General features: G+C 60.2%; 16 protein-coding genes and 1 riboswitch. Of the genes, 8 read left to right on the top strand and 8 right to left on the bottom strand.

Going from position 1 to position 13,627, the window contains the following annotated elements; genetic code table 11:
- Positions 1–2: 2 nt before the first annotated feature.
- The 5 genes from LNV07_RS06255 to LNV07_RS06235 all read right to left on the bottom strand — a co-directional run bounded on the left by LNV07_RS06255 (position 3) and on the right by LNV07_RS06235 (position 4,453).
- Positions 3–1,106 carry a flavin monoamine oxidase family protein gene (locus LNV07_RS06255; RefSeq protein WP_263570322.1) on the bottom strand — a complete coding sequence of 368 codons (1,104 nt, stop codon included), beginning with the start codon at positions 1,104–1,106 and terminating at the stop codon, positions 3–5.
- A 68-nt stretch (positions 1,107–1,174) separates the two neighbouring features.
- Positions 1,175–1,759 carry a TetR/AcrR family transcriptional regulator gene (locus LNV07_RS06250; RefSeq protein WP_263570321.1) on the bottom strand — a complete coding sequence of 195 codons (585 nt, stop codon included), beginning with the start codon at positions 1,757–1,759 and terminating at the stop codon, positions 1,175–1,177.
- A 55-nt stretch (positions 1,760–1,814) separates the two neighbouring features.
- Entirely contained in the window at positions 1,815–2,510 is a 696-nt protein-coding gene (locus LNV07_RS06245; RefSeq protein ID WP_263570320.1) for a cupin domain-containing protein, read from the bottom strand.
- Positions 2,511–2,547: 37 nt separating this feature from the next.
- A complete protein-coding gene (locus LNV07_RS06240; protein ID WP_263570319.1) occupies positions 2,548–3,327 on the bottom strand; it encodes an SDR family NAD(P)-dependent oxidoreductase in 780 nt (259 codons plus the stop codon).
- Positions 3,328–3,565: 238 nt separating this feature from the next.
- Positions 3,566–4,453: a DMT family transporter gene (locus LNV07_RS06235; RefSeq protein WP_263570318.1), complete on the bottom strand. Its 888-nt coding sequence runs from the start codon at positions 4,451–4,453 to the stop codon at positions 3,566–3,568.
- 110 nt (positions 4,454–4,563) lie between these two features.
- On the opposite strand from LNV07_RS06235, the gene LNV07_RS06230 reads away from it, so the two are divergent.
- The 3 genes from LNV07_RS06230 to LNV07_RS06220 all read left to right on the top strand — a co-directional run bounded on the left by LNV07_RS06230 (position 4,564) and on the right by LNV07_RS06220 (position 8,073).
- Complete coding sequence (locus tag LNV07_RS06230; protein ID WP_263570317.1) at positions 4,564–5,910, top strand: aminotransferase-like domain-containing protein; 1,347 nt, start codon at positions 4,564–4,566, stop codon at positions 5,908–5,910.
- 629 nt (positions 5,911–6,539) lie between these two features.
- On the top strand, positions 6,540–6,743 hold the full coding sequence (locus tag LNV07_RS06225) for a helix-turn-helix transcriptional regulator (protein ID WP_263570316.1): 204 nt from the start codon (positions 6,540–6,542) through the stop codon (positions 6,741–6,743).
- Positions 6,744–7,827: 1,084 nt separating this feature from the next.
- The gene (locus LNV07_RS06220) at positions 7,828–8,073 is read left to right on the top strand and encodes a helix-turn-helix domain-containing protein (RefSeq protein WP_263570315.1); all 246 of its coding nucleotides are present in this window, start codon (positions 7,828–7,830) and stop codon (positions 8,071–8,073) included.
- 267 nt (positions 8,074–8,340) lie between these two features.
- Here the strand turns inward: LNV07_RS06220 and LNV07_RS06215 are convergent, their stop codons facing one another.
- The 3 genes from LNV07_RS06215 to LNV07_RS06205 all read right to left on the bottom strand — a co-directional run bounded on the left by LNV07_RS06215 (position 8,341) and on the right by LNV07_RS06205 (position 10,257).
- A complete protein-coding gene (locus LNV07_RS06215) occupies positions 8,341–8,814 on the bottom strand; it encodes a hypothetical protein (protein WP_263570314.1) in 474 nt (157 codons plus the stop codon).
- Positions 8,815–9,045: 231 nt separating this feature from the next.
- Complete coding sequence (locus LNV07_RS06210) at positions 9,046–9,849, bottom strand: N-formylglutamate amidohydrolase (protein ID WP_263570313.1); 804 nt, start codon at positions 9,847–9,849, stop codon at positions 9,046–9,048.
- 12 nt (positions 9,850–9,861) lie between these two features.
- Positions 9,862–10,257 carry a DUF3293 domain-containing protein gene (locus tag LNV07_RS06205; protein WP_263570312.1) on the bottom strand — a complete coding sequence of 132 codons (396 nt, stop codon included), beginning with the start codon at positions 10,255–10,257 and terminating at the stop codon, positions 9,862–9,864.
- A gap of 69 nt (positions 10,258–10,326) precedes the next feature.
- Positions 10,327–10,432: riboswitch (SAM-I-IV-variant riboswitch) on the bottom strand.
- 21 nt (positions 10,433–10,453) lie between these two features.
- On the opposite strand from LNV07_RS06205, the gene LNV07_RS06200 reads away from it, so the two are divergent.
- The 5 genes from LNV07_RS06200 (at position 10,454) to LNV07_RS06180 (ending at position 13,446) form a co-directional block, all read left to right on the top strand.
- The gene (locus tag LNV07_RS06200; RefSeq protein WP_263570311.1) at positions 10,454–10,654 is read left to right on the top strand and encodes a hypothetical protein; all 201 of its coding nucleotides are present in this window, start codon (positions 10,454–10,456) and stop codon (positions 10,652–10,654) included.
- Positions 10,655–10,770: 116 nt separating this feature from the next.
- Entirely contained in the window at positions 10,771–11,616 is an 846-nt protein-coding gene (locus LNV07_RS06195) for an SIR2 family NAD-dependent protein deacylase (protein ID WP_263570310.1), read from the top strand.
- A 136-nt stretch (positions 11,617–11,752) separates the two neighbouring features.
- Positions 11,753–12,139: an HIT family protein gene (locus tag LNV07_RS06190; RefSeq protein ID WP_263570309.1), complete on the top strand. Its 387-nt coding sequence runs from the start codon at positions 11,753–11,755 to the stop codon at positions 12,137–12,139.
- An 80-nt stretch (positions 12,140–12,219) separates the two neighbouring features.
- Positions 12,220–13,116, top strand: coding sequence for an HNH endonuclease (locus tag LNV07_RS06185; RefSeq protein WP_263570308.1), 897 nt, complete (start codon positions 12,220–12,222; stop codon positions 13,114–13,116).
- Positions 13,117–13,131: 15 nt separating this feature from the next.
- Positions 13,132–13,446: a very short patch repair endonuclease gene (locus tag LNV07_RS06180; protein ID WP_318013690.1), complete on the top strand. Its 315-nt coding sequence runs from the start codon at positions 13,132–13,134 to the stop codon at positions 13,444–13,446.
- Positions 13,447–13,627 lie beyond the last annotated feature (181 nt).

Genomic DNA, 13,627 nt, shown 5'->3' with positions numbered 1-13,627 from the left:
TATCAGCGGGCGGCCAGCAAGCTGTTCTCCATCAGGTCGACGGCCTGCTCCGCCGCTTCCAGCGCGCCTTCCAAAAATCCGCCCGAGCGCGGTGCAAACTCGGTGCCGGCCATCCACAGCCGGCCGCGCCATTCGGCCGGTATATCCGGCGATTGGTAAACCGGATGATGGCTGAGCGGTCTATGGTCCAGGGCATGGGCCGTTAGCGGTTCTTGCGCCCAGTCTTGCACGGCCGACCATAGCGGCGCCTCGGCCTGCGGGCCGAACAGGCGGGCGAGCTGCGCCAAGGCTTGCCCGCGCAAGGCATCGTCTCCAATGCTTTGGCGATAGGACGGCGGCAGGCCAATAAAGCCGAACAGAGCGGCATGCTGGCCACTGCGGTCCGAGGCATCGTGAATTTCCACCATGGGCCCGCGTTGGCTGCCCGCCGCGCCCGAGAGGCCGGCCTCGCGCCAGAAGGGATGCCGATAGACCGCGACGAACTTGGCCTGGCCCGCCATCCAGGTCGGCTGGTCGCGCCAGGCCTGCGCTGTGGCTGGCGGCCAGGCTGGCTCGGCCCTCAGCTCGGCGAGCAGGCGCGGCGGCAAGCTGCTGATGACGCGCGCGGCGCGCTGCACCGAGCGGCGCTCGCCCTGCGTCAGATGCAGATCCACGCCGCCTTCGGGCCGCAGCTGCAAGGCCTCGACCTGCGTGCCCGGCAGCCATGTCACCCGCGTCAACAAGTTATGGATGCCGTCCACCAAGGCGGCCATGCCACCGGCAACGCGCATCGCGCGTGGCTGCTGCTCCCAGCTGTGGCCCATGCGTCGCACCGCCCCATCGGGCCCTTCAAGCAGGCCGGCACCCTCTGTATGCTGCGGGTAACTTGTTAGCCCCAGGCGCTGCACCCAGTCCGTCATCAGCGGATTGATCTCGGGCCAGTACCAGGACGGGCCCAGATCCAGCCGGTGTTCGGCGGCTTCGGGCCCCGCCGCGCTGAAAATTCGGCCGCCCGAGCGCTGGCGCGGCTCCACCAACAGCACCGAATGACCTGCTTCTTGCAGCCGCCACGCGGCATGCAGGCCGCTCAGGCCCGCGCCGATGACGACGGTCAGTTGCTCGCTCATGCCTATTCCTTTTTTTCCCCCGCGTCAAACCAAAACTCGGTAGTGCCGTTCAAGCAAAAAATGGCAACTCATGCCCCTATCGATACCAATAAGGTGTCCATCACTTGGCGCGGTCCCCGGCCCGACTGCAGACCCCGGCCCACCAGCATTGCGCCCTCCAGCGCGCCCAAGAGGGTCAGAGCCCATTCCGGCGCGGAGATGGCAACTTTCAAGGCCCCGGCCTGCTGGCCTAGGGCAATCACGGTCTCGAGCCAGGCCACGTTTATTTCAAAAAACCGCCGCACCTCGGCATTGATCTCGGCCGGCAAGGAGTCTGACTCGGCACCCAACATGCCGCACACGCACAGGCGGCGGTTTTCGGCATAGGTCGTCTCGAACAGCTGCGCATAGGCGCGCAAGCGCTCCGCAGCCCGCGCCTGCGTGCCTTCGATATGCAGCAGGGCCTGGCGGAAGCGATGGGTGTAGCGCTGCGCCACCACGACCCCCAACTCGATCTTGGTCGGGAAATGGTGATGAATGCTGGGCTTGCGAATGCCGACCATCTTGGCCACGTCTTCATAGGAGAAGCCGTTGTAGCCGACGCGCTGTATCAGCGCCTCACCGGCATCCACAATGCGCTCGGCCGACGCCGTCAGTTCGGAGAAATGTTTCATGAGCTCTGGCGTCCTTGACCAAGCAATAGGTAGAGCAATTCTAAGGAGCTGAGCATCAAGGCCTAGCGCCGGATGTCGGCGGCAGATGCCCGGTCTTGAGCCAGAAACTGCAGCCCTGCGCGCTGGATATTGTCTGGCGCTGATCGCCGTCGAGGAGGCGCAGCCAGCTGCCGGGTCCGTGGCGGCGCTGCTCTTGCTGGAGTTCGCCGCTGATGACAAAGATCTCTGCGCCGCCCTGGCGTTCTTGATCGCCGAGGCAAGGCAAGCTGGCCGCCGGAGCCAGCTTCACCAGTCTGGTCTGCTCCGTGTCGAAGGCGCCGAGTGGAATCAGCTCGATGCCGGCCGCCGGACCCGGCGCCCAAGCCGTGGCGCGGGTGTCGAGCACCCGGCGCTGCCGGTCCTCGGCCTGCAACTGCCTGAGCTTGACGAAAATGATGCAACCGCTGTCGGTAAACGGCGCATGCGACGAGCCCCAGGGGTTGCGCACATAGCTGCCCGCCGGGTAACGGCCATATTCATCGGCAAACTCACCCTCCAGCACGAAGAACTCCTCGCCCATATCGTGGGTATGCCGATCAAACTTGGAGCCCGGCGCATAACGAACCAGTGAGGTGGCGATGGCCACCTCGTCGCCATCGCGATGCAGCAGCTTGCGCATCACCCCGGCAGCCGGTGAAGGCAGCCAGGGCAGCGTTTGCGAGTCAATTTGCGCAGGCTGCGTCAGGTCGCTGTGCAGCTTCAGATGGTTCATACGGCCATTGCCCGTCGACGCCATTGCCGAGAAGGCTTCAGGCCGCATTGCGCCCGGCCATCACGCCGCCGTCCACATCCCAGACCGCACCGGTGACCCAAGCTGCCTTGTCGGACAGCAAAAAGCCGATCGCCTCTGCCACATCTCGCGGGGTGCCGACGCGACCAATCGGATGGAAGCTGTTGAAGCCTTGCAGCGCGCTGTGGACCTCGGCCCTGGGAATGAAGCCCTCATAGATCGGCGTCTCCACCACGGCCGGCGACACCGCATTGACGCGGATGCCATGCGGGGCCAACTCCATCGCCAGATGCTGGGTCAGCGAATGCAGGCCGGCCTTGGCCATCGAATAGGCGCTCGACGGCGTGGCCTGAATCGCCTGCTTGGCCCACATCGAGCCGATGTTGACGACGGCGCCTTTGCGGCCGCTCGCCACCATGTTCTGCGCCACCCGCTGCGTGATGAAGAAGAAAGCGCGGTTCAGATCCATGTACTGGTCGTAGTCGGTATGGCTATGTTCCAGAAAGGGCTTGGGGAAGAACACCCCGGCGGCATTGACCAGCAGGTCGATGTCCTTGTGGGCCGCATCCAGGGTCTCGATCAGCGCCTGCACGCCGGCTTCGCCGCGCAGATCGGCGGTCAATGCCGTCACCTCGCCCAGCTGCGCCAGCAGTTGGCGCGCTTCTTCGCTCTTGTCGGCACGATGGCCTACGACGACGACGCGGCCGCCCTGCTCCAGCACCAGACGGGCTGTTTCCAGACCCATGCCGCTGGTGCCGCCGATGACCAAGAGTTTCTTGCCAGTGAATGTTGCAGTCAAAATATTCTCCAATTGAATACCTACTACTTGGTAGGTGTTTTGGCAAAAAAAACAGACAACGTCTGCAGAGCTTCGATCTATTTAATTTTGTTGAAGGCGCTTTAACTCTGAATCAGCGGCGCCTAAACAAAATACAAACCAACCGATAGGTAGACATTGTGCCGGAAATTTGGAATCGCGCAAGTGCCTGATCGGAAAATTGGGCGAAGGTAGGTTTGCTTGGAAGACCTTGCCGCGCCTACCTGGAAAATCTTCTCGAACCCGCCACGCAAAGAATCACCGCGACGGTAACGCCCAGCATCAGCGGGCTGACCTGCTCATGGAGCAGCGTGGCCGCCAGCGCCAGCCCAAAGAAGGGCTGCAACAGTTGCAACTGGCCGACGGCGGCAATGCCGCCTTGCGCCAAGCCGCGATACCAGAACACAAAGCCGATCAGCATGCTGAAGACAGAGACATAGGCCAGACTCAACCAGGCGGGGGCGGTGATGCCGGTGAAGTCGGGCGGCGCTTTGAACCAGCTCAGCAGCGCCATCAGCGGCAGCGCCAGCACCAAGGCCCAAGAAATCACCTGCCAGCCGCCCAGCGTGCGCGACAGCTTGGCGCCTTCTGCGTAGCCGAGTCCGCAGACAAGTATGGCCAGCAACATCAACAGGTCTCCCGCCGGAGAGGCCGTCAGTCCTTGCGACAAGGCAAAGCCCACCACCAGCAAACTGCCCAAAACCGAGAAGAACCAGAACGCGGGCCGCGGACGCTCACCCCCGCGCCACACCCCAAAGCTGGCGGTGGCGAGCGGCAACAGGCCCAGAAAGACGATCGAATGCGCCGACGTCACATATTGCAGCGCCAAGGCCGTCAGCAGCGGAAAGCCCAGCACAACGCCGGCCGCGACGATGGCCAAAGGCCCCAGCTGATGCTTGGCCGGCGGCTTTTCCTTGAAGATCAGCAGCAGGCATAGCGCCAACAGGCCGGCGATGCTGGCGCGGGCTGCAGTCAGGAAGAAGGGCGAAAACTCCCGCACCGCCAGCCGGGTCGCTGGCAAGGAGGCGCTGAAGATCAGCACGCCGATAAAGCCGTTGAGCCAACCGCTGCTGGATGATTTTGTTGTGGGGGTTTGCGGCAGCGTCAATTGAGCTTCTCCATTAGTGCCAGCGTCCGGGTCTGCCCGCGCGCTTGTAAATCGCCAGTCTAGGCATCACAATCAGGACAATCAAATAATTGTCATAGATACATTGCCCTATGGTGCAAGCCCGGTACAAGCAGGTCGTCGATCGCTTCGCCGCCGATATTCGCGCCGGCCGCATGCCGCCCGGCACGCGCTTGCCCACACACCGGCGGCTCGCGGCCAGCGAAGGGTTGGCGTTGATGACCGCAAGCCGCGTGTATGCGGAGTTGGGAGCTATGGGCCTGGTCAGCGGGGAGACCGGCCGCGGCACTTTTGTGCGCGAAACCGCGCTGCCGCGTGGCCATGGTCTGATCGGTCAACAAGCTGTGGCGGCGGACATGGTGGACTTGAGTTTCAACTATCCATCCTTACCCGGCCAAGCCGAGTTGCTGAGGGCGTCCTTGCGGGAAATTGCCTCGGGCGGCGACCTTGAAGCCTTGTTGCGATACCAGCCGCATGGCGGCCGCCCGCATGAGCGCGCGGCGGTGGCGCGGCATCTTGCCGCCAGCGGCCTGAACGCGGCGGGCGAACAGGTGCTGCTGGTCGATGGGGCGCAGCATGGCCTGGCGATCACCGTGATGGCTTTGCTGCAAGCCGGCGATGTGGTCGCCGTCGATGCCTTGAGTTACCCCGGCTTCAAGCTGCTGGCCGAAGCTCATCGTCTGGAGTTGGTGGCGCTGCCGCCGGCGGGCCAAGGCCCTGATCCGGACGCACTGGACGCGCTGTGCAAGCGCCGCAAGGTCAAGGCGATCTACACCATGCCGACGCTGCACAACCCGCTGGGGTGGGTGATGAGCGCGAGCCGCCGGCACGACCTGGTGGCCGTGGCGCGGCGGCATGGCCTGCTGATCATCGAGGATGCAGCCTACGCTTTTTTGGTTGAAAACGCGCCCGCGCCCTTGGCGTCGTTGGCTCCGGAAATAACGGTCTACGTATCCGGCTTCTCCAAGAGTGTGGCAACGGGACTGCGGGTCGGATTCGTTGTCGCACCAACTGCATCGAAGGCCCGGCTCGAGCGAGCGATCCGCGCCACGACCTGGAACACGCCGGGCCTGATGACCGCCATCGCCTGCGGCTGGTTGGCCGACGGCACGGTCGCTCGTCTGGAAGCCACCAAGCGCCAGGATGCGCGCGAGCGCCAGCAACTCGCCGCACGAATATTGGGCAAAATCAAGCGCGTCTGCCATCCCGCCTCTTACTTCGTCTGGCTTCCGCTGGGAGAGGACATGCGAGCCGATCAGGTGGCGATGGCCTTGCTGCGCGACCGGATCTCGGTCTCCACCGCCGAGCCCTATGCCACCTCGACGCAGGTCCCCCATGCGATCCGCTTGGCCTTGGGCTCGGTGGAGATGCCCAGGTTGCGCAGCGCGCTGGCCAGGGTGGCTGAGGTGATTGGGGAGATTGATCCGTATGGGAAATAGAGGTTAAGGGCACGATCCCAGTTCGTTCGCGCATTTTCGAACGGAAGGTGCCTGCTCGGCTCAGGCCAATCAGTCATTCTCCGTGCCCTCCCGGGCACTGCGGACCATCGCTGCGCGATGTCCTGTGACAGCCACTGGCTGTCAAAGAGCGAACCACATCGTTGGCTCTCATCCACCTGTCAAACCCCCAAACGAAAATGGCTCCCACAAGGGGAGCCATTTGCGTTTGGTGGCCTGGGGCGGAACAAACAACCCCGAGAAAGCCGCTCTACATCTACAGATCCGATTCCCCACAGAAAAGTCACTGCAAGAGTCACCCTCTGTTCCAAAAGCCGGTCGTGAAAGCAGTTTATCGGCCTTTTGAGGGACTGCAAAGCAGAGCCTGCGGAGCGCAAGCAGCGCGTCTCAGGACCTTCTGCACGCACACAGACGAAACCATCGAAACGAACGAAATCTGACGCAGCAAGGAGCGCTTTGAAAACGCAAAAATGAACTGGGTGCTAACTCGGTCCAGCGGCCCACAAGAGGTCAATTTTTCGAAAGAATACTCTCAACCCAAGATTCTCCGGCCGCAATTCAGCACCGAAGAACTGCAATGTGTAGTTGGGCAAACCCAGGAGAGCATTTACATGAGTCAGACGCAGCGCCAATACACCAAATCCCGCCCCGCCCCGTTGCTCCGGATCAACGACGTACTTCAATTGATCCCTGTTTCGCGATCGTCCTTTTACAGTGGCATGCAGACAGGGCTTTATCCAAAGCCCGTTCGAATCGGTAAGCGCACAGTGGCTTGGAAGCATGACGACATCGAGAAGCTCATGCAAGGCTTTTGAATTGGTGACGAAATCGCTTCATCACTGAGGGCATTCCCCGCGCGACGTGTTGACATGGTTGCGCAGCGTAAATTGCTCGGAGCTTGAACGCGCGGATAGGCGCCATAGGTTAAGGCGCTTCTACGATGCCCTAACTGTTCGAGTGCCTCTTCAAGGCGATACTGAAAGGCAACAAACTCGGAGCGACGGATCTTTCTCGGGTCTTTTTGAGCTTCAGAGTTGCGGACATAGCCGGAGGTCTGGAAGTCGTTAAACGGGTCGACCACTCTCTGCCTCCTCCATGCAATTGTTCAGAAGGCGCATTGCTTGGCGACCGGTGATGACGTGCTTCTTGGCGAGAGCGACCAACAGGTTCTCGGTCGCATCAAGCTTCACATCGTCTCCGGCGGCCTAGTTGACCGCTTCAGCCCAGTCGTCAAGGCGAGTTCGCTTGTAAGCAACCTGATTCACTTCTGCCAGTCGACGAATGAAGTCGGCAACACCGTTCTTTGGGAGCTCGTCGACGCCGCCAGTAAGGCAGGTCACGATGGCTATGCCCCGTACTTGCATCCCGCCGACCAATACGCCTCGCTATCCGCCACCAACTCCAAGTCCGCTTCGCCGGCCAGATACACGCACCCAGAAGCACATAGAAGGGCTGTTCGAATCTCGTCCGGCGATGCGCTACGCCAAGGCGCTATTTTTTGCACAGACTCAACCTTCGGTGAACCTTGTGCATTTTCAGGAGGGATCAGAACTGAGATGGACTCGATTTCGGTATTCAGCTCGCCCAAGAGTTGGAGGCCTGCAATGTTGGGGGCTACTAGGAGCACCTTGTCCGAAGGGTCGGAGGCCAAATCGCGTTGAACAAGACAGACCATCAATATGCAGGACCATCTCCAACGCGCGGCCAGCCAACCCTCACGGTTGTCGGCCGAGGCGATTTTTTCATTCGAAACAAGAGTTTCCCCTTGGCACTCTGTGAGTGTTTGGCTTTCTTGCATGTGTTTACCGCTACTCATGCGTCGACGACAAGTGCTCGCACGCTAAAAAATGTGGAAGATCGTCCGTGGTGTGATTGGCATCATATGGCAATCATCCCGTGATGCCAATAGCCTCGCCACGCCATGCAAACGATCCCGCGCTAGTAGCGCTTGGACTTGCGATTCGCGCCGCGCGTAAAGAGCGCGGAATTTCTCAGGAGGAGTTGGCGCATATGGCTGCCATTGACCGCTCATACCTCAGCAGCATCGAGCGCGGAGCTCAGAACCCTGGAATCGTCTCGATCCTTCGAATGACGAACGCGATGGAAATGACGGCGACCGAGCTCTTTGCCGAGGCGTGCCTATGAACAAAATTCGGCAATGAGATAAGGTCGGCGTTGTTACGAAGCGGCCTTGTGAGATGCAAGAATTGCACGAAGTAACTCCTCCAGCCTGTACATCTCAGCCCCTTGTGCCATGGAAAGCGAAGACTTTCCATAAACCATTACTGTGCGCGGTATTTGCTAATGTCCATAGCAGCCCAGCCTAGCCTGGCCCGGCTTTGCCATGACTCGCGCGGGCTTGGGCAATTGCCGGAGTCCTAACTCCTCCAGTCAAGTCGCACGCAGATTGGTTCAGTCAGCTTCGCCGCTGCAGTTATCTAGGGCCAGGCGTGCTGCGCGGGCGGCAAGGCACGACCTAGCAATAGCGATGGCTTTTGCCATGTCGTTATAGAGACGAGGGCGGTCAACGCCACCGAAGCATATCAATGACACCTTTTCAAAGTCAAAGTGCTGGAGGACATAAGCACATGCCTCTGGTGCATCTTGTAACAGCCCGGCCAACTGATTCATCAACCCATAGTGGGTGAAAAAATCAGCCAGACATCGCGGATCGGCCTTGGCTAGGTCCTCGTTGACCAGCGTGTAGGCGACCGCGTCATGCAAATGGTTGTGATGCATCAAAAGAAGCGTGGCTTCGATCCCCAAGCCATGCACAAGAACACTCACACCGCAAGGTGATGCGAACAGGCGCCTGTTTCCAGGCAGCTTCCCCTGCGCTTCAGCCCATTTGACGGATTCGGTATCCCATTTTCCGCTACCCACCATTCCGACCTCCCCCACCCAAAAACAGTGTTCATGATCGCATTCAACGTCACTAAATCGCCCTTCGGCACCTGTCGTCGAGCAGGCCGCACTGATTGAGCATGACAACCAGAGTCCCCAAATCACCAGCGCCTACTTTCGACTGGCCTAACAACATCGAAATGGGTGGACACCTTGAATCGGAACAGATGGCCGTCTTGAGCGCAGATCCGCAAGTAGAGTGACCTTCACTTCCTAAAGACCGCTCGTAGCAAGAGCCTCCTGGCAGCAGCGTCGAACCCGATTCCCGATGTCGACAAAAGAGGCCAGCGGCGCTGCATCCCGCTCGCGCAAGTAGAGCCGCCGGTTGACCTCCACCATCACGGCGCTGACCCTGGGATCTTTTCGGTAACGACTGCTAGGTACCAACGCACCGGCGAATGGGGTATTTAAGCCAACGCTCCAGCCCTCACGCTGGAATGCTACAACGAAGGCATTGGCCAAAGCCGTTCCTGTATGGAATTCATCGCTGCCAATGCAGATGTCCGGTCTGGAGGCTCTCGGGTCTGCGAGTTCGTATGGCAAGGCCACACTCGGGAAGCTGTGGCAATCAATCACGAGGCAGCGGGCGTGACCTTCGAGGGCTGCTGAAACGGCTGCCTCAAGCTGGGCATGGTGGGGTCGGTAATAGGCCGCCATCAAGGCCTCCCGTTCACCGGCATTCAATGATCGCCGTAGTGGCTTCAAATCTGATTTGAACGTGTAGATCGCGCCCATGCCCCGGGCCGCCATGGCTTCAAACTCGTCATCTTCAAAGCGTTCCACGTCCACCACGAGTCGGCTGACAGTCGCGCGGACAATCGCTGCTGCTGAAGTTGATGCCTCTTGACCCGCAAACAGGCTCAAGGTCCGGTGATCAGTCATGCGGGTCAATTCGGCCGCCAGTTCACGGTCGTCCAGCAAGAACTGACCACGCACTTCAGCGGGAATCTCGACTGAATCGTGCGGCAGATGCAGAACCACCCAGGGCGGAAAAGACGCTGCAGGGAAGCTATTCAAGCGGCCCCCAGTTCAGCGCAACAAGATCAACTGCGGCACCGCGTCGGCACCGCTCCAGATGATGGCGTTCTGTGCCCACCTTGTGCCCAGCGTCTTGGCGGCTTCCAAGGTCAATCCAAAGATCAGATAGCTCGCCTCGCCGGGCTGCTGGTTCGACGGATGCTGGCCAAGCCCTTCGATGCTGGCGAGGCTGCGCGTGCGAAGCTCTGCGGATAGCTCGGCATTGCGCTGGGTGTTGACACCAATCTCTTGGTCTACACCGAGCGGATTCCACGCGGTGACGTAAGCACTGCAATTCACGCCGTAACGCTTGTGTGCGGCGGCCAGTGCCGGACTGGCCTCCTCCACTTTCAGCATGAAGGGCTGGTCGCCATGCACCTTGTATTCGGTTTCCAGGTAGGCCTGCACGAGACCGCTGTCAATGACTGATTCGAACAAAACAAAGCCCCCCGAAAAAGACATTTGGGAGGGCCGACGCAGCTCCCGTATCTTTGCCCCCAACGAGGCCACATCCGCTTGCGCGATCCACCTTGCCCGGGAGGGCAGGTTGGCGTGGGCGTCGGCCCATCTCCAGATGCGGGTTGGACTGTACCTGATCACCCGCTTGCTCGACATCTTCCCGCGCGCCGAGGCCTTGGTCGGCGGCATGCGGCTCGACTGCGTCCGCAAAGACGTGACCTATGAAACCCTGGCCAGCGTTGATTTCCGGGAAACAGTGCGCAAAGCATTCCCCTTCGAAGCATGGAACAAGCCGCTCGCTGAGTTCACTGCGGCGCAGGCTGCCCAAGCAGTCCAACGCCGTTGACCGACAGGCAAGGTCGGCCCGCCACTGGGCCAGAATGCCGGAAATCCAAGCAAAAGAATTTCATATACAAACACCCGCCGGAGAAGCGATTGACCGCAACAAGCCAAGGCACAAGCATGGGCATTCACACCGCACTGGAACAAGCAGCCGACTTGATCGAGCAGGCCGACGCGCTGATCATCGCGGCGGGTGCCGGCATGGGCATCGACTCCGGCCTGCCCGACTTTCGAGGCAAAGAGGGTTTCTGGCGCGCCTACCCAGCGCTGCGCCAAGCCGGGCTCGACTTCCAAAGCATCGCCTCCCCGGCAAGTTTCAAGATCGAATCCGAAATAGCCTGGGGCTTCTACGGCCACCGCCTAGCGCTCTACCGCAGTACCGTCCCGCACGCCGGCTTCGACTTGCTGAAGTCCTGGGGCGAGCAGATGCTGCAGGGCTACACCGTCTTCACCAGCAATGTCGACGGGCAGTTTCAGAAGGCAGGCTTGGCGGCCGAGTCCGTACAAGAATGCCATGGCTCCATCCACCATCTGCAATGCCTAGAGCCCTGTTGCGAACACATCTGGCCGGCAAATGACTTCCATCCGGAAGTGGACGAGGCCAGATGCCGGCTGCTAAGCGAACCACCTACCTGCCCGAGATGCGGCGGCCTGGCGCGTCCGAACATCCTGATGTTCGGCGATTGGGGCTGGCTGGAGCAGCGCACTGCCGGTCAAGCCACCAGGCAAGACGCCTGGTTGGTCGGTCTTGGCTCGGCATCGCGTCCGCTGGTGATAGAGCTTGGCGCCGGCACAGCCATCCCCTCAGTGCGCCACTTCAGTCACCGGGTCATTCACGAAATGGGCGGGCGGCTGATTCGCATCAACCCGGCCGAGGCTGCGGTGCCGACTGGCTTGGACGTTAGTTTGCCTTTGGGAGCGCTGGCGGGACTGGAGGGGATAGCGGCGTTGTTGGTGGAGCCGTGATTCAAAATGGACTCCACGGTACTTGGCTTGCGCCCGCTTGCCGGAGCTATTGCAGTTAACGCAAATTTCAACTGGTCAACTGACCCGCAATCGACACGGAAGCAAAAGCATCCCTATCCATTGCTACGATCGAACCATGCCCGAAACCACATCCTGTCCGTTTTGCCAGTTAGCTTCTAGTCGCATGGTGAAGGAGAACGCACATGGTGTTGTCATTCGCGACGCATTTCCCGTCGCGCTCGGTCACAGCTTGATCGTGAGCCGGCGCCATGTCGGATCTTTCTTTGAACTAACCTCAGGCGAGCGCCTGGACTTGATGACTCTGGTGGAAGACGCCAAACTCGAGTTGGATGAGCAGTATTGCCCAAGCGGATACAACGTTGGCTTTAACGATGGCCCCGCTGCGGGCCAGACCGTTCCTCATGTTCACATCCACTTGATTCCGCGATATGCCGGTGATTGCATTGACCCCAGAGGCGGCATCCGCTGGGTCTTGCCTGACAAAGCGAAATACTGGTTATGACAATTCAAAGCTACTGTGAGAAGACCGCTCTATTGAAGGTCAACCTCCAGCAAGGTCGCGCCAGTCCTCACAAGATTTGCATGCTGCTGGCAATGCTGGACCTGGCGCGCAGCGGCGCCCTCACGGAGAACCGAATTATCTTTGCTCCGCCCTTGCTTGAGCGCTATGCCAGCTATTTCAAGGCAGTGGCAGGACCTGCTGATCACGCCAATCCGTTTTTCCCGTTTTTCCATTTGACGGGCAGACTACGCAACGGTGCCGCGGCCTTCTGGCATTTGCAAGCTCTGCCGGGGCGCGAAAGCGTGATTGAGGCAATGGCCTCGGCGCGCAGCTCCTCCGCCATTACCGACAACATTGCATATGCATATCTGGATCAAGAGTTGTTCGAACTATTGCGCCTGCCCGCAAACATCGAGTGTTTGGCCGACGCCCTGTCGACAGCCTGGTTCGACCGCGGGCTGAACGAACTCAAATCGATCGCCGCCCGCTGCGGCGACATCAGCCGTTATGAGCGTCAGTTACGTATGGAGCCCGAATTGGTAGCCCGCTCGCCCGCGCCTCCCGCCTGTATCCGTGACCCTGCATTCCGTCGCGTGGTGACTCAGCTATATGACTATCGATGCGCGGCCACCGGAGTCCGTTTGCTGCTGGAAGATGGCACGGCGTTGGTCGAGGCGGCGCATATCCACCCTTTCAGCGAAGGGCAGGATGACGACCCTCGCAACGGCTTGGCGCTAACGCCCAATATGCACTGGGCGATGGACCAAAACCTGATCGCGCCTGGGCCTGACTACCTGTGGCATGTGAGCAGACTCCTTGATCATCGGATACCTGATTACCGGATGTTGGTCGACCTGCAGGGCCACAGACTCTTGCTTCCAGTTGACGCTCGGATGTATCCGAAACGGGAGGCTCTGGAGTGGCGATTGGAGCGGTTGCTCACTGCTTCCGGCAATCAACTGCAATTCGACCATTGAACGCAAACCCGCACTATGGCGGACATCGTCGACAAAGAGACCCGCTCCCGGATGATGGCTGGAATCCGTGCCTGCGACACCAAGCCTGAGTTACTTGTCCGTCGATACCTATGGGCTGCAGGATTCAGGTTCAGGCTTCATGCCACGGGCCTACCAGGAAAGCCTGACCTCGTAATGCCCAAATGTCGGACCGCAATTTTCGTCCATGGCTGTTGCTGGCATCGACACCCAGGCTGTCGCTATGCGACTCAGCCGAAGTCGAACGCGGATTTTGGAACAGGAAATTCGCCGCCAACACAATTCGTAACACAAGCACGGCAGAAGCCCTGACCGCTCTCGGTTGGAGAGGCCTGACTATCTGGAGCTGCGAGACCAGTGTTGACTTCGCCTTGGACAAGTTGTTCTGGCAGGTTGTAGCACCTTGTTCCGGCTCCGGCAAAAGTCACTGTAAGTGACCGTTGAGGGCGAGCCGCAACAACTGCTTAAGCAACGCTCCACAATGAGAGCTCTA

Origin of the sequence: Roseateles oligotrophus (assembly GCF_025717515.1) — a bacterium.
GTDB classification, from domain to species: Bacteria; Pseudomonadota; Gammaproteobacteria; order Burkholderiales; family Burkholderiaceae_C; genus Paucibacter_A; species Paucibacter_A oligotrophus.
Note: the sequence above shows the minus strand (reverse complement) of the source record. Positions and strands in the feature narration are given on the sequence as shown.